The sequence below is a fragment of the Prescottella sp. GW823-FHT02E09 genome, from assembly GCF_058797375.1.
In genome coordinates, this window is the sequence record NZ_JBXAJP010000004.1 from 564,921 (window position 1) to 583,675 (window position 18,755).

Consider the following 18,755-nt stretch of genomic DNA (forward strand, 5'->3'; position numbering starts at 1 on the left):
CGGAGTGGCCAAGCAGGAGAGAGCGATCGCGACTCGGCAGGAGATCATCTGGGCCGCGGCGACGCGGTTCGACGAAACCGGATACGAGCGCGCGAGCCTCGCCGAGATCGTCGATCTGTCCAGTGTCACCAAGGGCGCGTTGTACTTCCACTTCAAGTCCAAGGACGATCTGGCTGCCGCGGTGATCGAGGAACAGCATGCGATCTCGATGAAAGCAGTCGCCGTCATCAGGGCGACGGATGCGCCTGCACTCGAACAATTGGTGATGCTCTCCTACGAGATGGGCCGCGAAATCGTCGAGGATCCGATCGTGCGCGCCGGTATCCGCCTGACTCTCGAGATGAGCGCGTCGGCCGGCCCGTCGGCGCCGTATCAGGACTGGATCGACGGCCTCCATCGCGTGTTCCGTGAGGCGATCGACGAGGGCGACATCCTCGACACCGTCGATCCGGCGGACCTCGCACGCTACTTCGTCGCCACCTTCACCGGCGTCCAGCTCGTGTCGAACGTGCTCACCGGCCGCGCGGATCTCGAGGCCCGACTCGAACAGATGCTGTCGTTCATCCTGTCGGCGGTCGTCGCCCCGCGCCGCCGTCCCAAGATCGATCGCTACCTTCATACGCGGTGGAGTCCGGCGAACGTGTGAATCGGGTCGGCCGTCGGTGTCGGCGGCGCCAGCCGCACGGTTCCCGCCGCCTTGATCTCGCCCCACTGCGAGAATTCGATGTCGACGCAGCCGTCCTCACCGGGCCTGAGCTCGGCGGCAACCGTCGTCGGCTCGTCCAGTTCGAGGAACCGGCGGAACCGCAGCTCGAGGAACTCGACGTCGGCGCACGACCACCCGAGTCGTAGCCGCGCACTCTGCCGGGCCGCCTCCAGGATCACCGCGCCCGGCACGTGGTCGGACGGATGGTCGAACAACACCGGATGGGTGAGGTCGACGCGGAGCAGCCAGCGCCCGCCACCGTGTCCCGACGGGTGAACGCCGAGCACGACCGCCCGCGCATCGGGGACGCACACCGCGGACTGCGGCACCGACATCGGCTGCTGGATGCGACCCACCGCCGGTGCACGGTCGCCGCTCCACCGAATTCGCGCATAGGCGTCCGGGGTGAGAACCCCGGCGACGGCCATGGCCCGTCCCGCCACCGCACCGTCGACGAGGAAGTCCACGTCGACGCTGAACGCCGACAGGCGATCTCCCCGGTGCGCGTGCTCGGTCACCCGGGCATCGATGACGACCTCCGCTGCGGACGATCCGATGGTCAGCCGGCCGGGAATTGCCTCGATCCGCATCGTCTGCATCGTGAACAGATGCCCGAGGGGGACGGCGTAGTGCATGTGCCCGAGGTAGATGGCGCACTGACGTACCGTCTCGCCGAGGAGCATCGTGTCGTAGCGCTCGGTGCACGTTCGGTAGAAGGCATGTTGGCGCGGCCACTGCGCACCCAGGCGGAATCGACCGGCCTCCCCGAGAGGGACCCCGTCCGTCAGGTAGACCTCGGACACGGACTGACGATGTACGAACCGTCGCGGCACCGTCGATTCAAAGCTCAACGCCTGCACCATCTCAGGGAGATTAGACCTGAATTGGTCATCCGTCCGGATTTTGGTAGAAGTTCGGCATAGCGGACGTCCGTCCTCCAAATTTGTGCCCGCCGCGGCGATCGCGAAACATAGGTCGATGGGCCGGATCCAGCGGCTCAGCCTGATAGTTCCAAGCTGCTTCGCCTAACGTTCGATACCGGCCGGCCGGTTATATCGTCGATTTTGGGACAGGCTGCGAGGAGTGTGGGTAGTCTTCGCTTCAAGAGATCGAACGGTGATCGATCTCACACATGAATGTGATCGTTTCGAGTCTGCTCTGTCACACGACATTTGAGGAGATCCATGAAAGGTATCGCTACGCACGGGTTTGCCTCGAAGTGCTCTGTGGCGCTGCGTGAATCGAAATCTGCGATCTCAGTTGACGGTCGTCGGTGGTGTCGAGAGTAGTCCTACCGAGGCTGATTGGCTCAATCGCTTTCAGTTGGCAAGTTCTCTTCTTTCGAAGAGTTGTGGAACAACTTGCGCCGCAATAGGTTTCCCTGCTCTATGGCGGGGTGGTCGGGGGCGTGTCGGTCCGTATCGGCACGGTGGGCGTGCAAGCCGAGGTCACATCTCAAGCCGCACAGGTGAAGTACTCAACGTAGATCACGAAAGGGTTCGTCATGGGTATCAAGAAGTCCGTCACCGTTGTAGCCGCGTCCGTCGGCGCGTTGGCAATGGCAGGCACCGGCATCGCACACGCTGTGATCGCCGACCCCACCCCGGGGCCGAACTACACGATGTGTGGCACCGTCTACGCAGGTGCGCCGTTGGCGGACAATCATCCGTCCCCGAACAGCGGCATCCCCGACACGGCGACCCTGGTCTCGGGCGCGAAGGTGAAGGGTGAGCTCTCCGACGGCACTGTGTACCCGGCGGTCACCACTGGCGCGAACGGTCAGTTCTGCTTCACCGGCAACATCGGCATGGTCGGAGTCATTACCGGCGGTGGCCACGTGAAGCTGTCCGTCGACAGTCCGCTCCCCTCGCCCTACACCACCGCTACGATCTCGCACGGCGGCATCATCGACGGCGCCGCCTTCGCCGATCACCGCACGGGGGGCCTCCTGTCGTCCCGTGCCACGGGGTTCAACATCGTTCTCTCCTGAGAATGGACCTTCTCTGAATTCTCGGTGATGGGCTCACTCTTGATCGCCATGAGTTGACCCGAAACCCACCAGGCCCCGGCATCGCCGTCCGATGTCGGGGTCTGGCCGTCACGAATCCGATCGAAATGCGCGTCAAGTCAGTTGGTGCGACCGCCACGAAGACTGCCTTGGAGTTCACGCTAGGAGGGTGAGAGTTCCGAAGTCACTGTGCGGATCGACAGCGATCGGAGTTGCCGATTGCAATGAGCAGCAGGCGTAGACGTTCTTGCGTCCAGTGTCGGAGAACGATGAAATGCCTCTCGCGGGGTGTCTCGGTGGCCGTGGCTCTATTCTGGGGCCAGAATCGAGGCGAGCCCTACCACTGCGAGGCGATTGCGAGTGCCGATGCCCGAAGATCCTCCGCCGCTGCGGGACGTGTACGCCGAGCCCACGCTCGCCGATGTGCTGCCGTCGGTGCTGGCGTCACTGGGCGCGCCCGGTGAGGCCGATGCGTTCGGGCTCACCGTCGGTGACCGGACCGTCGTGCTGCTGATCGACGGACTGGGATGGAATCTGCTGCGCCACAACGTCGATGCCGCGCCGTTTCTGGCGGAGGCGGCGGGCAGGCCGATCCGGGCGGGTTTCCCGACCACCACGGCGACCAGTCTCGCGTCTTTCGGCACCGGGCTGCCGACGGGTCGGCATGGCATCACCGGCTACGTCTCCGACGTCGAGGAGGCCGGTGGCCCGTTCAACTGGCTGCGCTGGCAGCGCGTCGGCGACCACCGCGACATGCTCGGGCAGGTGGTGCCGGAGCAGATCCAGCCGTCCCGCACCGCCTTCGAACGCGCCACGGCGGCGGGGATCGTGACCACCACGGTGCTGCCGCGGGAGTTCGCGGGCACCGGGCTCACCCGCGCGGTGCTGCGCGGTGCCCGCTTCGTCGGCACCGTCGCGTACGGGGACCTGCTGCATTCGACCGTGCACGCCGCCCACGCGGGGGAGCGGACGCTCGTCTACTGCTACCTCAGCCAGATCGACACCCTCGGCCATGTGTACGGCCCCGGCAGCGATCCTTGGGTGGCGCAGCTGACGATCGTCGACCGGTTCGTGGAGGACCTCGTCGCGCATCTCGGATCCGACGTGAACCTGCTGGTGACCGCCGACCACGGCATGGTCCCGGTGGCCGCCGCCGACCGGATCGACGTCGACGGGAATGCCGCGTTGACGGACGGGGTCGCGGCGCTGACCGGCGAGGCCCGCTGCCGCTACGTCCACACCGAACCCGGCCGCGCCGACGCCGTGCTGCGCCGGTGGCGGGCGGAGCTGGGTGAGCGGGCGTGGGTGGGGACCCGCGACGACGTCGTGGCTGCGGGGCTGATCGGTCCGGACCCGTCGGAGGCTGCACAGCGCCGGATCGGTGACGTGGTGGCGATCGCCCGCGGCGGCTCGGCGATCGTGCGCACCGAGGCCGAACCGCGGATGTCGATGCTGGCGGGCCAGCACGGCGCGCTCACCGACGATGAACTCCTGGTGCCGCTGCTGCAGATCTGAGCGCCGGAGCGGCTGCGCGCGGCGTCGTTCGTCTCTAGGGTGGCGGGCGGGTGGGCCGAACCACCCGTGCGGAACCACGACTGGGGGCTGTATGCGAACGCGCGAGACGACGATCATCCGGCACTGGAAGGTCAGCCTGCGGGCGTGGCTGGTGTTCTGGATCGCCCGGATCTTCGTCAAACCGCTGTTCGCGGCGTGGCCTACCACCGACCGCGGCATCGCCGCGCTCGGGCATCTCGAGAAGGTGGTCGACCGGCTGCCGCGACCCCGGGGCGTGCACATCGAACCGATGACGCTCGGGGGTGTGCCGAGCGAGCTGATCAGGCATCACCGTGAGGCGTCCGACGCCCTCGCCGGCGCGACCATCCTGTACTTCCACGGCGGCGGATTCGTTTTCTGCGGCTTGGCCACTCACCGCAGCCTGTGCGCGGTCCTCGCCGCGCGGGCCGGCATCCCGGTGATCTCGGTCGAGTACCGCCAGCTGCCGTACGGCGGCATCGGCACGTCGATCCACGACGCGATGGCCGCGTACACCGAGCTGCTCGGCACGTGCGCGGACCCGACGAAGATCATCGTCGCGGGGGACTCGGCGGGCGGCTACCTCGCGATGAAGGTCGCCGAGCTCGCGGCGACCAACGGCATGATCACCCCGGCCGCGGTGATCGGCTACTCGCCGCTGCTCAATCTCGCCCTCGAGAAGCACGATCCGGACTACATGCGCCGCGATGCCTACCTGCCGATGAGCCAGGTGGAGGCGCTCAAGGACAAGTGGGTGGGCGGCCCGGACCCGATCGTCGGCGCCGATTCACCGATCGAGGCCGACCCGCACCTGTACCCGCCGTCGTTCTTCAGCGTCGCGCAGTACGAGCTGATGCGCCCCGACGTGGAGGCGATGACCGGCCTGCTCGAGGACGCCGGGCAGGCCGTGGAAACGCACGTGTGGAGCGGCCAGATCCACGCCTACCCGGTGATGGGCACGGTGCTGAAGGAGAGCACCATGACGATCGCGTTCAGCCTCGACTTCGTCCGGCGCGCACTGGGATACCGCGGCCGGCACTCGGCGTGAGCTACCGCCCCTGCGCCTCGATCTGCTTGCGCAGGTTCGCTTCGGTCTGCTTGATCGCGGTGACGACGAACGGCTCGATCAGCTTGCCGAGGGCCTTGCCGGCCAGTCCGCCGGGCAGCTCGTAGCCGAAGTCCACGGACAGCTCGGTATGGTCGTCGGCGACCGGCGTGAACATCCAGCTGGACCGGTTCCCGAACCCGGAGACCGAGCTGAGGGTGATCAGCCGATCCTGCTCCCATTCGGTGATCTCGACCGTCGACTTCAGTGCCTTGGGGCCGAGCTGCATCGTCGCGTCGTAGGTGGCGCCCAGGCCCTGATCGAGCGAACCGATCGGGTCGAACCGGGTGATCCCGAACATCCAGTCGGGCACGTTCCGGTAGTCGTCGATGTGCGCGAAGGCCAGCTCGACGGGAACGACGGCGACCGCCTTGTGGCGAACGTGAATCATGTGTTCTCCCCTCCCCTGAACATCTCGGAGGATGGACGCTAGTACACGCCGAACGTGACCCCCGTCACTGGTGCCCTGAAAGTCGGAATTCGGCGATCTCTCGCGCGTTGTCGATCGCCTCGGCCACCGCGCGGTGGCGGTCGTCCGCGGACTCTGCCACCAACACCTGCTGCCGGTCCGCCGCGCCCATCGGCACCCACGCCGCGAGCGCGTACAGGTGGTCGCCGGGCTGCTCGAGGATGTCGAACAGCCGCGGCGGCGCCGGTGGTGGAGCGTCCTCGCGTCCAGGGATGCGGGTGAGCAGGATGTACAGCTCGGTCAGCCGGTCGGTGAGCTGCTCGAGCCGGGTGTCGTCCACCCGCCCGCCGGGTCCTACCGGCCACGACTCGACCTCGGCCCGCGGGTACGGGTCGTCGTCGAGCCAGTGCCGGATGCGGATGCGCTCCTCGCCCCCGCAGTTCAGCGCGTAGCGGCCGTCGCCGATGCCGATGTGCGAGACGATGCGCACCGATGTGCCCACCTCGTGCCGGACGTCGCCGCCGCCCACCTCGTGGCCGCGCGCGATGAGGACGGTGCCGAACACGGGACCCTCGGTGGCGGCCAGGCAGTCGCGGACGAGCGCCTGGTAGCGCGGCTCGAACACGTGCAGCGGCAACCGTTCCCCGGGCAGCAGCGCCGAGCCGAGAGGAAACATGGGCAGAACGGTCATTTGACCAGGATTGCGCATCAGGGCATCCGGAGCCTCGGAACCGGCACCGTGTCGGGCGGGGTGTCGCGATCCAGTTCGACGATCAGATGGTCGGCCCATGCGACCAGCCCGGTGATGTCGAGGGCGTGCGGCGGGTTGTCCTGGAACGGGACGATGCGGTGCCGGCCCTGACGGAGCAGCGACACCGCGCCGGCCGGGTTGCCGCGCATCTGGTGGGTGACGGCGACCGCCAGCTGCGCCAGGCCCTGCCACAGTCCGCGTTCCTCGTGCGGCGCCTTCTTCCACGCGGCCTCCAGGACCTCGTGCGCGTGGAACGGCAGTTCGTGGTCGAGCAGGCGCTGCGCCTCGGTGATCGCCTCACCGGGATCCAGATCCAGATCGTCGGGCATCGTCGGAAACCCTTCCTCGCCCCACTCGAGCGGCCGGCCCAGCCGGTCCCGGGGGCGGGCGTTGCGGGGCTTGCCGAGGGTGTCCCGATCGCGGTCGGCCATACAAGCAATCTAGCGCCGACGGGGGTGTCGGCGGGAGGGGCGGCGGGGCAGGCGCAGGAGGTGTCCGGGCTGTCGGCCGAGGCGGTGCCTCCGCGGATACCTCGGTGTCGCACACCTTCTGTCGGCGCCGCATACCCTTTCGATGCGCATCTTGTATGTGTTGTTCGGAAAACCTGTGTGATGCCGGCACGTGGTGGCCCGGTGGATCGGGCGCGGTGGTCGAGTCGAAGCACCGCACTGGCCGAATCCTGATTTCTAGCTAGAATTATGTACATGACGACTCTTCCGGTGGCAGATGCACGGGCGCAGCTCTCCCGTCTCGTCGACGAGGCGGAGCGCACACACGAGCGATTCGAGATCACCCGCAACGGACATCGCGCCGCCGTACTCCTCGGGGCCGATGACTACGACGCGCTGCGCGAGACAATCGCCGTCCTCGCTGACGAGTCGCTGCTCGCCGACCATGTCGCTGGAACGGCCGAGGTCGAGGTCGATGACGTTCTCGATGCCGACTCGCTCGCCGACTTCTTGGCTGCCGAGAAGTCCGACGACGAGTGAGCGCGCCCGAGCAGCCGTACACCCTCTCCATTGCCAGGTCGGCGGCCCGAGCCTTGAAGCACACCCTGCCCGAGAAGGTCGCGGCCGCGGTCTACGAGTTCATCACCGGGGCTCTGCTCGAGAATCCGCACCGGGTCGGTAAACCGCTGGCGCCACCGCTCGCCCCGGCCTACTCCGCGCGCCGCGGAACCTACCGAGTGCTGTACCTGATCGACGAAGACGCCCGCCGCGTGCAGGTCACCGCCATCTCACACCGTGCCGACGCCTATCACGTCTAACTGAAGCGCCCATGAGAGTCGGTTGAACGATCGAGGGTCGCCATCGAGGGCATCCGCTGTGGCGCCGACGTTCCGCCCCAAATGCGAAAGTCCGGGTCAACAATTCGTTGACCCGGACTTTCATTTGTAGCGGGGACAGGATTTGAACCTGCGACCTCTGGGTTATGAGCCCAGCGAGCTACCGAGCTGCTCCACCCCGCGTCGGTAATTACAGACTACACGACGTTTCTGGGCGGATTTACCATCGAGGCGATCCGCGGCTGTGTTCCCGGTCACCGGAACGACGGGCCGCGAGCTCGAGTCGCCGCCTTAATCTGCGGAGAGACTGCACGACGAGGGATCCGGAGGGATTCGCATGGCACTGCTCGAGAACAAGGTCGCCTTCATCACCGGCGCGGCACGCGGACAGGGGCGCAACCACGCAGTGCGCTTCGCCCAGGAGGGTGCGGACATCATCGCGCTCGACATCTGCGCACCCGTCTCCGGCGACGTCGGCTACCCGGCGGCCACGCCCGAGGATCTCGAGGAGACCGCCCGCCTGGTGCGCGCCGAGGGCCGCGAGATCGTCACCGCGATCGGCGACGTCCGCGACCAGACCGCGCTGCAGGCCGCCGTCGACGCCGGTGTGGGGCGTTTCGGCCGCCTCGACATCGTGGTCGCGAACGCCGGCATCTCCACGTGGAACCGCTTCTGGGAGATGCCCGAGGAGCAGTGGACCACGATGATCGACATCAACCTCAACGGGGTGTGGCGCACGCTCAAGGCGGCGGTGCCCGCGATGATCGACGGCGGCCGTGGCGGCTCGATCATCGTCGTCAGCTCGGCGGCCGGCATCAAGGCCAGCCCGGGCACGTCGAACTACACCTCCGCCAAGCACGGCCTGGTGGGCCTGACGAAGACCGCGGCGATCGAGTTGGGCGAGTTCGGCATTCGCGTCAACTCGATCCACCCGGGTGCCGTGGACACCCCGATGGGCCAGGACGCCAACGTCGGCAAGATCCTCGCCCAGTTCCCGCGCTACCTGGACAACTACAAGTGGCCGCTCGCCGGGCTCAGCAAGTGCAGCGTCGACGACGTCTCCGAGGTAGTGCTGTACCTGGCCAGTGACCGGTCGCGCACCGTCACCGGTTCGCAGATGTCGCTGGATCTGGGCATTACGTCCATCTAGGCGGCTGCGCCGCCCGTGCGCCCTTCTGGTGGCCCCCGCTACCAAAAAAGGCGCACGGGCGCGAAGCGCCTACAGGTTGCCGCGCCGCTCCTGTTCGCGTTCGATCGCGAGGAACAGGGCCTGGAAGTTGCCCTTGCCGAACCCGAGCGAGCCATGCCGCTCGATGAGTTCGAAGAACACCGTGGGCCGGTCCCCGATCGGCTTGGTGAAGATCTGCAGCAGGTAGCCGTCCTCGTCGCGGTCGACGAGGATGCCGCGGCGCTCGAGTTGCTCGATCGGGACGCGCACCTCGCCGATGCGGGCGCGTAGTTGCGGATCCTCGTAGTACGACGCGGGTGTCGGCAGGAACTCGACGCCCGCCTTCGTGAGGTGATCCACCGCGCCGAGGATGTCCGACGTCGCGAGCGCCAGGTGTTGCGATCCGGGGCCGCGATAGAACTCGAGGAACTCGTCGATCTGGGATCGCTTGCGGCCCAACGCCGGTTCGTTGAGTGGGATCTTGATGCGGTGGTTGCCGCTGGCGACCACCTTGCTCATCAGCGCGGAGTACTCGGTGGCGATGTCGTCGCCGACGAACTCGGCGAGATCGGTGAACCCCATGACGCGGTGGTAGAAGTTCACCCACTCGTTCATCTTGCCCAGTTCGACGTTGCCGACCACGTGGTCGAGTGCCTGGACCACCTGCCGGCCGGTGTCGTGGGAGTGCGTGCGAGCGACGTACCCGGGCAGGTAGGGGCCGGTGTAGCGGGAGCGGTCGACGAGCGTGTGCCGGGTTTCGCCGTAGGCGGCGATGCTCGCGGTGCGGACGGTGCCGTGCTCGTCGGTGACGTCGTGCGGTTCGACCAGGATGCGGGCGCCCTGGCCGCGCGCGTGCGCGATGCAGCGGTCGACGTCGGTGACCTCGAGTGCGACATCGTGGACGCCGTCACCGTGCCGACGGTGATGGTCGTGCAGGGGGCTGGACGGGTCGACGCCGCCCGTGAGCACGAATCTGATGGCACCGCTGCGCAATACGAAGGCACGGTGATCGCGGTTGCCGGTCTCGGGACCCGAGTACGCCTCGAGCTCCATCCCGAACACCGCGCGGTAGTAGGCGGCGGCCTGTGTCGCGTTGCCCACCACCCAAACGATCGCGTCCCACCCGAGCACCGGGAACGGATCGTCGGACGGATCGTGTTCGACGAGTCCGAGCAGCTGACGCAGGGTCGCGTCGTCGAGGCGGGTCAGTGACTGGTCGACGGTCATGAGCGGACCTCCCGTGGGGCAGGTGTACGGGTCGATCACACCGCGCCCAACTCATTGGAGGCAACTACGGCCGGTTTAGCTGTTCAGACTGGGCAATCTGTGTCGGTGGAGTTCCTGACGGGTGTGCAGGTTGTACACCACACCGTCGATCGCACGCCCGTTGCAGGCGGCTTCGGGAATGGCCTGATCGGCCGCAGGCAGGGGTGGTCGGGGAGGTTCTCTCACGAAGGGAGAGGAGTGCCGGACCTCTGGGGATGTTCGCCGAAAGCCGCCCAAAGGGGATGAGCACGGGCTAGTTTTTCTCTGAGTACGGCCGTGGTTGCTGAGACAGGCAATCGGGCTCCGCGCGTACCTGTTCGAGCGGACGCGCACGGCCCTAAGCGCGGTCTGTGTGGTGAACCCGTCCGGGGGTGCGGAAGAATCCAAAGGGAAGGTGTCCATGAGAATTGCCGACTGGCTCGCTGGGGGAACGCGGCGGATTCCGAGCAAGGACGCCGAGTTCATCTACAGGGAGAACGACGGCCACTTGGGGCACTTCGTCATCGTGTACGTCTTCGAGACGACGCAGTATCCGGATGCCGAATTCACCCAGGAACAAGCGGTCGAGTGGGTCCGGGCACGACTCGGCCACCACCACATGTTCACGCACCGCGTCCGTCGGGTACCGCTGGGCCTGGAGCATCCGAATTGGACCCCGGCCCCCGACATCGACCTCAGCGACCATGTGCGGGTCACTGCGATCAACAAGTCCGGATGGGCGCCCCTCGCCGCGCCGTTCGCAGAGTTGTTGTGCTCACGAATGGATCTCACCCGTCCGCCGTGGGAGCTCCACTTCTTCACCGGTGTCAGCGGGATCGTCGACCAGCCGGGTCGCCTCACCGCGGTGGCGCTCAAGGCGCATCACTGCGTCGGGGACGGGCTGGGGGTATTGCAGACGGTGCAGAATGTCTTCTCTGATCAGACGTGTGCGGCCACCCCCACCCGTCCGGCGCGACTCCTCCGGGCTCGGCTGTTCGCCCGATCGATGTTGGGTTTCCCGCATCATCTGGTCCGGTATGCCAAGGACATCCCGGGAATCCGTGCCGCCGATCGCGCCATGAGAGAGGCGGAGGCGTCCGGTGCCTGGCTGACGAAGGCCGAACAGCCGGGCATCCGTTTCAACGGGAAGGTGAGCGGATCGGGGGTCATGGTGCCGATCACGCTGTCAACCGAAGCGCTTCGCCGTATCAGGGAGGCTGTTTCCGGCGCCACTGTCAACGATGCACTTCTCGCCGTCGTCGGGAAGGCCCTCGCACGCTATCTCGCCGAAAAGGATGAGCCTCACAAAGGTTCGCTCGTGGCGAAGGTCCCGCGCTCCATGCGCAAGCTCGAGGAGTGGGAGTCGGGGAACCAATTGGCGATCATGAATATCGACCTGCACACCGACATCGAGGACCCGCTCGCACGGGTCGCTCGCATCGCCGAATCGTCGAAGTCTGAGAAGGTCCGCACATCCCATATCGCGGTTCGCCGGTTGGCCGCAATAGTGGACACCCTACCCCCGCCGATGATGAGGCTGCTCATGTACGTACACAGGAACGCCGACAACTACGACCCCGAGCGCCCCCGCCGCCAGCACACCATGATCAGCAATGTCGCGTTCGGGGTGGAGAGCCTCACTCTCGAGGGCGCGCCGGCGGTGTCGGTGTTCGGCGGGCAGCCGCCGGTGGACGGGGATGGGCTGCGTCATTTCCTGGCGGCCGCGGCCGGTGGCGACGTGACGCTTACCGTGATGGCCGATCGCGCCATGATGCCCGACACCGACAGGTATATCGACCTGATCCGCGCGAGTCTCGCCGAGTTCGAGGAGGCCGCGACAGTTTGGACGAATCAGGTTGCGTTGGAGGAAATCTCCCCTTTGTAGCCAGCGTGAGATGCTGGGATCCGGGGCTGCGAAGCGGACGGTGCCGTTTTCGTCGTGTCGACGCTGCCGGAGAGCGGGGCACGGCTGCACAATACGAAGGCGCGGTGATCGCGGTTGCCGGTCTCGGACCTGAGTACGCCTCGAGTTCCATCCCGAACACGGCGCGGTAGTAGGCGGCGGCAGGCTGGGCGTTACCCACGACCCGGACGACTGCGTCCCAACCGATGGCGGGTACCGGTCGATCACACCGCGGCAAACTTGCTGGAGGAAACTTCGACCGGTTCGGCTGTCATGCTGAGTAATTTGCGTCGGCGGAAGCGCAAGTCGTACACCGTGAGGTCATCGCGGCCTCTGAATTTGTATCGCAGTATATTTTGTACCGCAGTACATTTTTCCGTAGTCGATTGTCTGCTCTGGTTGAACACCTGTGCGATTCGAACTCGGAGTTGACGGGTCTGGCCTTCTGTATTGCCGGTCGGTCCTGAACGGCCCCGCCCCGGGGTGCGCTGCGGAAATTGGACCGTTGGAATGTTTCGGTCAAAACCCTCCCGCGGTGGACGTGGCTGCGTTAGTTTTCTTCCAATCACAGCCGAGGAGGGGTTCGAGAGGGGTGATCGGCCCCTGGCGTGCGAGCTTCCTGAGTGTCTGTGTGCTGCTCGATATCGCAACCGTGTGGAAGGCGGATACGACGCGTGCAGATGTTCGAAGAATCTTTTCAACACCGACCGAGAGGGTGGGATTTCGAATGAGTGTGGCGTTCCTGAATGCGACTGCGGCATTGCTGAGTGGTCTTCTGGGGGATGTTTGGAGCGGGTCGCTGATGCCGGGAGTCAGCGGTTTCACGGGATCGTTGCTCGAAGCCGTCAACCTCAGCTGATAGAGCATCAAAGTGTGGCTCTTACACGACAGGAGTAGATGATGGACCTGGGATCAATCTCTCAGTATTTGGAAGGGCCGATGGCGCCCTACATAAAGCAGTTCCTCGGGATGCTTCTCTTCACGAGTTCCGGTGCGTCCGTCGACTTCGGGTTCAACTTTCCGGCGCCCATCGGATAGCACCCAACTACTTAAAGGAGTAACGCAAGTGGATACTGCAAGTCTGGCCGGCCTGCTCGAGCTCGCCGGGAGCATCGATTCGGGATCCATCGCCCCGCCAATCGAGAGTCTCAACGGTGTGGTGGATGCCGTCTTTGCGATCATCGGCAACGTAATTGCACTGTGGCCCGCCGGTTCATCGGCTGTGGCAGGAAGTCTTCAGGCGGGACTGGGTTCCGTCGGTGGTCTGTAGAGGACAGGAGTAGGAAATGTTCGAGCTATCTACCACGTACAGTTCGGAGCTTGTCGGGTTCGGATCGATCGATCTCGTGGGTCGGTTTGCGCAGTACTTGGACTCCCTGTCTGTCCGCCCCTGATCGGCTAGAGAAAGGTCTTCGAGATGCTGCAGCAGTACCTCAACATCATGATCCAGTACGTGGCCGACATCTTCAAACTTCCCTCCATGGGAAGCAAGATCATCAATAAGTAGGGCATTCGGGGTGCTGCGGAGTTGCGGCGCTGCACCCTCGATGGCGGTCCGCCACTGGGGATCCGAGTTGGCGATTCGCTCGGATTCCCAGTGGTGCATCGTCCAGTGGGCGCTGGTCTGAAGCTGACAATGCGAGAGGGTCCGTGATGAGTGTGCTCGAGCTTGTCGACAGGGGTGTCGTGCAGTTGGGACCGCGAGACGCCGAGTACTTTTACCACGACTCCGACGGGCATGTGGGTCATCACCTCAGTGTTTATTTCTTCGAGACGTCGGGCCATCCGGAAGCGGAATTCTCGCAAAGCTGCGCGATTGCGTGGCTAACCGCGCGACTCGGCCATCATCGGATGCTCACGCACCGCATCCAGCGCATACCATTGGGCCTTGAGCACCCGTATTGGGCGCGCGGTACGGACTTCGATATCCGTGACCACGTACGAGTCACCGCGATCAGCGAGCCCGGGTGGGCTCCGCTGAAGGAGTCGCTCAACGCGTTGCTGATCGCCAGAATGGATCTCAACCGTCCGCCGTGGGAGCTGCACTTCTTCACCGGCATCGAGGGGATCGAGGATATGCCCGGTCGCCTCACGATGGCGGTGCTCAAAGTGCACCACAGTGCCAGCGACGGACTCGGAATCCTGAACCTGGCCGAATGCCTCTTCTCGGATGATGTCCGCGCAGCAGATACCCGGCCTGCGCCGCGGCTGCTCCGGGGACGCATGTTTGCCAGGTCGGTACTGGGCTGGCCCGGACAGCTACTCCGGTTGGCCAGGTCCGTCCCCGGAAACCGAGCCGCCGCTCGAGCCGTCGACGAGGCGCAACAGGCCGGCGAGTGGGGCGAGAGTCCACACGAGCGCCCCGCCATCCGATTCAACGGCAAGGCGAGTGGCGCCGGTTCATTCGAGCCGATCATGCTGTCGGGAAACCGGATTCGTCGAATCAAGGACGTGGTCCCCGGGGCCACGGTCAACGACGTTCTCCTGGCTGTGGTCGGCGACGCCCTCGCGCGGTACCTGGTCGAGAAGGGCGAACCCCCAAGAGGTTCCCTGGTCGCTATGGTGCCGCGATCGCTGCGCAAGATCGAAGAATGGGAGTCGGGGAATCAGTTGGCGATCCTATCCGTGGACATGCACACCGATATCGGTGATCCACTGGAACGGTTGGCTCGCATCTCCCGGTCCGCGCAGTCGGAGAAGGCCCGCACCTCCCATCAGGCGGTCCGACGTTCCGCCGCAGCAATCGAGATCGCACCAGCGCCGTTGATGAGGTTGATGGCGTACACACGTAAGAAGATGGCGCCGGACGTGAACCGTCCACGCCGCGAGCACACCATCGTGAGCAACATGCCGTTCACCGTCGACGGACTGACCCTGAACGGAGCGCCCGGCGTTGCGGTGTTCGGCGCCCAGCCGCCTGTCGACGGGGACGGGCTGCGGCACTTCGTGATGGCCTCGGCCGGTGGCGGCTTGACGCTGACGGTGAGTGCGGACGTGGCGACGATGCCGGATCCGGGCCGCTACCTGGACCTGATTCGTGCGAGTCTCGCGGAACTCGAGGAGGCGGCCGAAAGTCGGACGAACGAGGATCCGTCGGACGAAATCGCCTCCTGACCGCATCCGCGATCACCGTCTCAAGCTCACGCCACCGGCCGGGTTTCGCCGTTAGGCTGATACCGAACGTGCGCACCACGCGACCCGATCGGAGTGGACGATGTCACCAGCGAACGAGACCAGGCCGGTGATCGTCGGCGTCGACGGATCCGACGCCGCGATTCACGCCGTCAAATGGGCGGCCGTCGAGGCGCACGCCCGCAAGGTGCCGCTGAAACTGGTGCACGTCATCGACACCGAGAACGACTTCCCGTTCGTCGCCGACGACCTCGAGGAAGAAGAGGCGTTCGGGCGCGAATCCCTCAAAGCCGCACGCGAGGCCGCCACCGTCGAGGACTACACCGTCGACATCGAAGTGGAACTGCTTCGCGGACGGGTCAATCGCGCGTTCGTCGACCTGTCCGAGAAGGCGAGTCTGCTGGTGGTCGGATCGGTCGGTACCGGATTCTTCGAACGGATGGTGCTCGGCTCCACAGCCCTGTCGCTCGCACACCACGCCAAGTGCACGGTCGCGGTGGTGCGTGGCGCCGCCGGCAGCCCCGTGCCGCCCACCTCCGGCCCGGTGATCGCCGGCGTCGACCACTCCGACAGCGCCGACATCGTCGTCGGCACCGCGATGCACGAGGCGTCGATCCGGCACGCCGAGATGACCGCCGTGCACGCGCGCCGTCGCCGCGGCAGCCAGGAAGCCGACGAGGAGGCCCGCGGCCGCATCGACCGGTTGACCGCCACGTGGGGCGCAAAGTTCCCGACAGTGAGCGTCGAAACCGTGATCGCGGAGGCCGGGCCCACCAAGCATCTCGTCGCGCTCAGCGCCGGAGCCCGCTCCATCGTCGTCGGTAGTCGCGGACGGGGCGGGTTCGAGAGTGCACTGCTCGGGTCGACCTGCCAGTCGCTGCTCTACCACGCGCAGTGCCCGGTGATCGTCGCTCGCTCCCGCGTGACCCCCTGACGGTCCGGGGAGCCGTCGTGGACCGGGGTGGACACCGACTCGACGCCCTCGACGTCGATCTGATCACGCGGCTGCGGGACGAGCCGCGGATCGGGGTGCTGGAACTCTCCCGTCGGGCGGGGGTCGCGCGAGCAACCGTGCAGGCTCGGCTGCGCCGGCTCGAGGAAGCCGGGATCGTCACCGGCTACGGGCCCGAGATCGATTTGCACACAGCCGGATACCCGGTGCAGGCGTTCGTCACGCTGGAGATCGCGCAGGGCTCGCTCGGACAACTCACGAAGGAACTCGAGGAGTACCCCGAGGTGGTTCAGGCGTGGGCCACCACCGGCGTCGGGGACGTCCTGTGCCGGGTTGCGGCCGCGTCGCACGACGACCTGCAGGCGCTACTGATCGCACTGCACCACTCGTCGACCGTCGCGCGGTCGGTGTCGGTGGTGGTGCTGTCGGAGATCGTGCCGTTCCGAACGTTGCCGCTGCTCACGAAATTCGTTCGCGCGCAGGATCACAGCCAGGATTCGGCGCGGCGTGGCTGACCCGGGGAACGGGGCGCTCGTGCCTACACTCCGATCGTGGACAGACGCCGGTTCCTCGTCGCACTGGCCGCCGGAACGGCCGCACTGACCTCGGGTTGCACCATCGCGCACGGCGAGATCTCGGACGTCACGCGAACGTTGCCGCCCGAACCGGTACAGCCGCCGGTGCCGTCCGCGGTGCCGTCCGCGCTGCCGGGGCCACCGCCGTCGTCGTCGCGGGTGGCGCTGCCGCAGGGGGCAGTGAGCGCCATTCCCGGACCGGGCAGCAACCTCGCCCTGACGGTGGACGACGGCACCAGCGCGGACGTGGTGGGCGCCTACATCCGGTTCGCGAAGGACACCGGCGCCCGGTTCACGTTCTTCGTCACCGCCGTCTACGACTCGTGGACCACGCACGAGGACGCCCTGCGACCGCTGGTCGAAAGCGGCCAGATCCAGCTCGGCAACCACAGTTGGGACCACCCCGACCTGACCAAGCTGTCGGCCGGGGCGGCCGCATCACAGTTCCACCGCACCAAGACGTTCCTGCACAACACCTTCGGCGTCGACGGCACTCCGTACTACCGGCCGCCGTTCGGATACCGCAACACCACCGTCGACAAGATCGCCGCCGACCACGGCTACACCGTGCCGACGCTGTGGCACGGTTCGCTGTCGGATTCGGGGCTCATCACCGAGCAGTACCTGCTCGAGTGCGCGCGCAAGTACTTCGTCGCGCAGTCGATCGTGATCGGGCACGCCAACCACCTGCCGGTCACCCGGGTGTACGGCCAACTCGTCGACATCATCCGGGAGCGGAACCTGTCGATGGTCACGCTCGACGACGTGTTCCTCCGCCGCGGCGGGTCGACCTCCTAGGCGAGATCGTCGGCCAGACGCCGGTAGTAGCCGGACTGCGCGGGGAAATAGTCGCCGAATTCGGGAAGCGCCGCGCCCCGGCGTGCCGCGACGAGCATGTCCAGGTAGTACTCCCACCCGGGCCCCACCTCGCTGACCGTGTCCACGGGGATGCTGAGATGGGTGAGAGTCAGCTCGGTGGCCCCGTCCGTCTCACGCAGATCGGCGGACAGCCGCCACGCCCCGCCCGGATCGGTCACCGACAGCGCCAGGCGCCGCGGCGGATTGCACGCGTCGATGCGCATCTCGCTCCACGGCCTTTCGTCCTCGAACGCCAACTGCACGCGAATCGTGTGGCCGGCGCCCGGTTCTCCCTCCCAGGGGCCGAACCATCCTGCGGTGCGGTCGGATTCGGTGATCGACGCCCAGACGTCGGCGATCGGGGCGTCGAACGTGCGGGTGATGCGCAGGTCGACGCCGTCGCCTGCCCGGTCGAGCGTGCCTCGCGGTTGCGGATCCATCGGGCTCCCCTTCGAAGGTTCCGGGCGCCGTCTACTCGCCCTCTCCCAGTTTGTCCTCCCCACGCCGCCGGAAGAAGCCGAATCCGGGAACTCCGATGATCGCCTGCCGCACGTCCTTGACCACCTCGAGCAGTTCGTGGATCTCGGGGGAGACGGTGTCGAGGGTCGCGAGGATCGGCATCAGCGCGGTCAGGCGGGCGGTCATCTCGGGCAGCTGGTCGAACAGGGCGACCGCGGCGTGCACCTCGTCCTCGCTGATCTCGTCGACGAACCGGGTCGCCAACGGCGCCGCGTCCAGTGCAAGGGGCCGGTAGATCGCGAGCAGTTCGTCGGCGACGGCGGCCGAGCGCGCCGCGGATCCGACGACCACCTCGGTCTCGCTCGCGACCACCGCCGTGCGGTCCACCAGGGTCGCGCACGCCGCGATCACGGCGTCCGCCGCGGCCACCGCCCGTGCTGCGCCGTCGACCACACCGGACACCTGCCGCACCAGGCCCTCGGCCTCGTCCAGCAGCGCGCCCACCCGCGCAGGGAGGCCCGCGACGAAGACGGCGGTGTCCACGGACCACTGCAGGGACGACTGTGCCGCCTTCTGGACCGTCGACACGAGCTGGAGCGGATTGACGAGAAGCGGCGGCATCCTGCAATCCTGCCCGAACTTCGCGGACTGTCGGTGGGTGCTGGG

21 protein-coding genes and 1 tRNA gene are annotated in these 18,755 nt (G+C 66.5%); 14 read left to right on the forward strand and 8 right to left on the reverse strand.

Annotation, left to right across the window (positions count from 1 at the left end; translation table 11 throughout):
* Window positions 1-4 precede the first annotated feature (4 nt).
* Window positions 5-646: a ScbR family autoregulator-binding transcription factor gene (locus tag AC1RIF_RS13325; RefSeq protein ID WP_492601826.1), complete on the forward strand. Its 642-nt coding sequence runs from the start codon at window positions 5-7 to the stop codon at window positions 644-646.
* Here AC1RIF_RS13325 and AC1RIF_RS13330 read toward each other — a convergent pair.
* Window positions 616-1,569, reverse strand: coding sequence for a ScbA/BarX family gamma-butyrolactone biosynthesis protein (locus AC1RIF_RS13330; protein WP_492601827.1), 954 nt, complete (start codon window positions 1,567-1,569; stop codon window positions 616-618). The genes AC1RIF_RS13325 and AC1RIF_RS13330 overlap by 31 nt on opposite strands.
* 641 nt (window positions 1,570-2,210) lie before the next feature.
* Here AC1RIF_RS13330 and AC1RIF_RS13335 point away from each other — a divergent pair.
* The 3 genes from AC1RIF_RS13335 to AC1RIF_RS13345 all read left to right on the forward strand — a co-directional run bounded on the left by AC1RIF_RS13335 (window position 2,211) and on the right by AC1RIF_RS13345 (window position 5,295).
* The gene (locus tag AC1RIF_RS13335; protein ID WP_492601828.1) at window positions 2,211-2,696 is read left to right on the forward strand and encodes a hypothetical protein; all 486 of its coding nucleotides are present in this window, start codon (window positions 2,211-2,213) and stop codon (window positions 2,694-2,696) included.
* Window positions 2,697-3,080: 384 nt separating this feature from the next.
* A complete protein-coding gene (locus AC1RIF_RS13340) occupies window positions 3,081-4,229 on the forward strand; it encodes an alkaline phosphatase family protein (protein ID WP_492601829.1) in 1,149 nt (382 codons plus the stop codon).
* Between the two features lie 91 nt (window positions 4,230-4,320).
* Complete coding sequence (locus AC1RIF_RS13345; RefSeq protein ID WP_492601830.1) at window positions 4,321-5,295, forward strand: alpha/beta hydrolase fold domain-containing protein; 975 nt, start codon at window positions 4,321-4,323, stop codon at window positions 5,293-5,295.
* Window position 5,296: 1 nt separating this feature from the next.
* Here AC1RIF_RS13345 and AC1RIF_RS13350 read toward each other — a convergent pair whose 3' ends face one another.
* The 3 genes from AC1RIF_RS13350 to AC1RIF_RS13360 form a co-directional block, all read right to left on the reverse strand.
* A complete protein-coding gene (locus AC1RIF_RS13350; protein WP_492601831.1) occupies window positions 5,297-5,743 on the reverse strand; it encodes an SRPBCC family protein in 447 nt (148 codons plus the stop codon).
* 64 nt (window positions 5,744-5,807) lie between these two features.
* Complete coding sequence (locus AC1RIF_RS13355) at window positions 5,808-6,452, reverse strand: LON peptidase substrate-binding domain-containing protein (RefSeq protein ID WP_492601832.1); 645 nt, start codon at window positions 6,450-6,452, stop codon at window positions 5,808-5,810.
* Between the two features lie 17 nt (window positions 6,453-6,469).
* Complete coding sequence (locus tag AC1RIF_RS13360; protein ID WP_492601833.1) at window positions 6,470-6,943, reverse strand: DUF309 domain-containing protein; 474 nt, start codon at window positions 6,941-6,943, stop codon at window positions 6,470-6,472.
* A 267-nt stretch (window positions 6,944-7,210) separates the two neighbouring features.
* Here AC1RIF_RS13360 and AC1RIF_RS13365 point away from each other — a divergent pair, with 267 nt between their 5' ends.
* Complete coding sequence (locus AC1RIF_RS13365) at window positions 7,211-7,501, forward strand: type II toxin-antitoxin system Phd/YefM family antitoxin (RefSeq protein ID WP_492601834.1); 291 nt, start codon at window positions 7,211-7,213, stop codon at window positions 7,499-7,501.
* Window positions 7,498-7,779: a type II toxin-antitoxin system RelE family toxin gene (locus tag AC1RIF_RS13370; RefSeq protein WP_114723887.1), complete on the forward strand. Its 282-nt coding sequence runs from the start codon at window positions 7,498-7,500 to the stop codon at window positions 7,777-7,779. The genes AC1RIF_RS13365 and AC1RIF_RS13370 overlap by 4 nt, the downstream gene beginning before the upstream one ends.
* A gap of 127 nt (window positions 7,780-7,906) precedes the next feature.
* Here the strand turns inward: AC1RIF_RS13370 and AC1RIF_RS13375 are convergent.
* Window positions 7,907-7,980, reverse strand: a tRNA-Met gene (locus tag AC1RIF_RS13375).
* Between the two features lie 154 nt (window positions 7,981-8,134).
* On the opposite strand from AC1RIF_RS13375, the gene AC1RIF_RS13380 reads away from it, so the two are divergent.
* Complete coding sequence (locus AC1RIF_RS13380) at window positions 8,135-8,947, forward strand: mycofactocin-coupled SDR family oxidoreductase (protein WP_492601835.1); 813 nt, start codon at window positions 8,135-8,137, stop codon at window positions 8,945-8,947.
* A 69-nt stretch (window positions 8,948-9,016) separates the two neighbouring features.
* Here AC1RIF_RS13380 and hppD read toward each other — a convergent pair whose 3' ends face one another.
* Window positions 9,017-10,192, reverse strand: coding sequence for a 4-hydroxyphenylpyruvate dioxygenase (hppD, locus tag AC1RIF_RS13385; protein WP_492601836.1), 1,176 nt, complete (start codon window positions 10,190-10,192; stop codon window positions 9,017-9,019).
* 439 nt (window positions 10,193-10,631) lie between these two features.
* Between hppD and AC1RIF_RS13390 the strand changes: the two genes are divergently transcribed.
* From AC1RIF_RS13390 to AC1RIF_RS13420, 7 genes are all read left to right on the forward strand, one after another.
* A complete protein-coding gene (locus tag AC1RIF_RS13390; RefSeq protein ID WP_492601837.1) occupies window positions 10,632-12,095 on the forward strand; it encodes a wax ester/triacylglycerol synthase domain-containing protein in 1,464 nt (487 codons plus the stop codon).
* Window positions 12,096-12,705: 610 nt separating this feature from the next.
* Window positions 12,706-12,972 carry a hypothetical protein gene (locus AC1RIF_RS13395; RefSeq protein WP_492601838.1) on the forward strand — a complete coding sequence of 89 codons (267 nt, stop codon included), beginning with the start codon at window positions 12,706-12,708 and terminating at the stop codon, window positions 12,970-12,972.
* A gap of 207 nt (window positions 12,973-13,179) precedes the next feature.
* Complete coding sequence (locus AC1RIF_RS13400) at window positions 13,180-13,383, forward strand: hypothetical protein (RefSeq protein WP_492601839.1); 204 nt, start codon at window positions 13,180-13,182, stop codon at window positions 13,381-13,383.
* A gap of 383 nt (window positions 13,384-13,766) precedes the next feature.
* Window positions 13,767-15,227, forward strand: a complete 1,461-nt coding sequence (locus tag AC1RIF_RS13405; protein ID WP_492601840.1) for a wax ester/triacylglycerol synthase domain-containing protein — start codon at window positions 13,767-13,769, stop codon at window positions 15,225-15,227.
* Window positions 15,228-15,327: 100 nt separating this feature from the next.
* Entirely contained in the window at window positions 15,328-16,179 is an 852-nt protein-coding gene (locus tag AC1RIF_RS13410; protein ID WP_492601841.1) for a universal stress protein, read from the forward strand.
* Window positions 16,180-16,196: 17 nt separating this feature from the next.
* Window positions 16,197-16,712 carry an Lrp/AsnC family transcriptional regulator gene (locus AC1RIF_RS13415; RefSeq protein WP_492601842.1) on the forward strand — a complete coding sequence of 172 codons (516 nt, stop codon included), beginning with the start codon at window positions 16,197-16,199 and terminating at the stop codon, window positions 16,710-16,712.
* 36 nt (window positions 16,713-16,748) lie between these two features.
* Window positions 16,749-17,570, forward strand: coding sequence for a polysaccharide deacetylase family protein (locus AC1RIF_RS13420; RefSeq protein WP_492601843.1), 822 nt, complete (start codon window positions 16,749-16,751; stop codon window positions 17,568-17,570).
* Here AC1RIF_RS13420 and AC1RIF_RS13425 read toward each other — a convergent pair.
* Entirely contained in the window at window positions 17,567-18,070 is a 504-nt protein-coding gene (locus AC1RIF_RS13425) for an SRPBCC family protein (protein ID WP_492601844.1), read from the reverse strand. The genes AC1RIF_RS13420 and AC1RIF_RS13425 overlap by 4 nt on opposite strands.
* Window positions 18,071-18,101: 31 nt before the next feature.
* Window positions 18,102-18,710 (reverse strand): ribulose 1,5-bisphosphate carboxylase large subunit, encoded by a 609-nt coding sequence (locus AC1RIF_RS13430; RefSeq protein WP_492601845.1) that lies wholly within the window; start codon window positions 18,708-18,710, stop codon window positions 18,102-18,104.
* Between the last annotated feature and the right edge of the window lie 45 nt (window positions 18,711-18,755).

Excerpts from the sequence above, each read along its gene's own strand:
- AC1RIF_RS13330 (WP_492601827.1), bottom strand. The coding sequence starts at position 1,569 with ATGGTGCAGGCGTTGAGCTTTGAATCGACGGTGCCGCGACGGTTCGTA.
- AC1RIF_RS13335 (WP_492601828.1), top strand. The coding sequence starts at position 2,211 with ATGGGTATCAAGAAGTCCGTCACCGTTGTAGCCGCGTCCGTCGGCGCG.
- AC1RIF_RS13340 (WP_492601829.1), top strand. The coding sequence starts at position 3,081 with ATGCCCGAAGATCCTCCGCCGCTGCGGGACGTGTACGCCGAGCCCACG.
- AC1RIF_RS13345 (WP_492601830.1), top strand. The coding sequence starts at position 4,321 with ATGCGAACGCGCGAGACGACGATCATCCGGCACTGGAAGGTCAGCCTG.
- AC1RIF_RS13350 (WP_492601831.1), bottom strand. The coding sequence starts at position 5,743 with ATGATTCACGTTCGCCACAAGGCGGTCGCCGTCGTTCCCGTCGAGCTG.
- AC1RIF_RS13355 (WP_492601832.1), bottom strand. The coding sequence starts at position 6,452 with ATGACCGTTCTGCCCATGTTTCCTCTCGGCTCGGCGCTGCTGCCCGGG.
- AC1RIF_RS13360 (WP_492601833.1), bottom strand. The coding sequence starts at position 6,943 with ATGGCCGACCGCGATCGGGACACCCTCGGCAAGCCCCGCAACGCCCGC.
- AC1RIF_RS13365 (WP_492601834.1), top strand. The coding sequence starts at position 7,211 with ATGTACATGACGACTCTTCCGGTGGCAGATGCACGGGCGCAGCTCTCC.
- AC1RIF_RS13380 (WP_492601835.1), top strand. The coding sequence starts at position 8,135 with ATGGCACTGCTCGAGAACAAGGTCGCCTTCATCACCGGCGCGGCACGC.
- hppD (WP_492601836.1), bottom strand. The coding sequence starts at position 10,192 with ATGACCGTCGACCAGTCACTGACCCGCCTCGACGACGCGACCCTGCGT.
- AC1RIF_RS13390 (WP_492601837.1), top strand. The coding sequence starts at position 10,632 with ATGAGAATTGCCGACTGGCTCGCTGGGGGAACGCGGCGGATTCCGAGC.
- AC1RIF_RS13405 (WP_492601840.1), top strand. The coding sequence starts at position 13,767 with ATGAGTGTGCTCGAGCTTGTCGACAGGGGTGTCGTGCAGTTGGGACCG.
- AC1RIF_RS13410 (WP_492601841.1), top strand. The coding sequence starts at position 15,328 with ATGTCACCAGCGAACGAGACCAGGCCGGTGATCGTCGGCGTCGACGGA.
- AC1RIF_RS13425 (WP_492601844.1), bottom strand. The coding sequence starts at position 18,070 with ATGGATCCGCAACCGCGAGGCACGCTCGACCGGGCAGGCGACGGCGTC.
- AC1RIF_RS13430 (WP_492601845.1), bottom strand. The coding sequence starts at position 18,710 with ATGCCGCCGCTTCTCGTCAATCCGCTCCAGCTCGTGTCGACGGTCCAG.